The organism is Loktanella sp. DJP18 (assembly GCF_049310965.1).
Classification (GTDB): domain Bacteria; phylum Pseudomonadota; class Alphaproteobacteria; order Rhodobacterales; family Rhodobacteraceae; genus Loktanella.
On record NZ_JBMERN010000401.1, the window covers coordinates 1 to 574 of the forward strand.

The 574-nt window shown below is 56.8% G+C and carries 1 pseudogene; it reads left to right on the forward strand.

What is annotated here, in order from left to right:
* Positions 1 to 574: pseudogene (locus tag ACOI1H_RS26135) on the forward strand (IS3 family transposase); the annotation flags it as partial.

Sequence of the window (574 nt, forward strand, 5' to 3'; positions counted from 1 at the left end):
GAAAAACTTCACGCCAAAATCGGACAGCTTGTCGTGGAACGGGATTTTTTGGCCAGTGCCTCCAGTCTTATCCTCGGGACTGGAGGCAAAAAGCGGTGAAGCAGGATCATCCTGACGTGAGCGTGCGGCGGCAATGCACGCTGCTGTCCCTGACGCGCTCGACCCTGTATTATCAGTCTCGGGGCGAAACCGCCGAGAACCTGCGGTTCATGGAGATCATCGACAAGCAGTTCCTTGAAACGCCATGGTATGGATCACGGCAAATGGCCCGCCACATGCAACGGGAAGGTCACAAATGTGGGCGGCACCGGGTGCGGCGGCTGATGAAACTGATGCGGCTGGTCCCGATCTACCAAGAGCCAAAGACCAGTAAAAAGCATCCCGCACACAAGATATATCCATATCTTCTCAGGGACTTGCCGATCACCCGGGCGAATCAGGTCTGGTGCACCGACATTACTTACATCCCGATGCGGCGTGGGTTCCTCTACCTGGTGGCCGTCATGGACTGGTTCAGCCGCAAGGTCCTAAGTTGGCGGCTCTCGAACACCATGGACGTGGGGTTCTGCGTCGA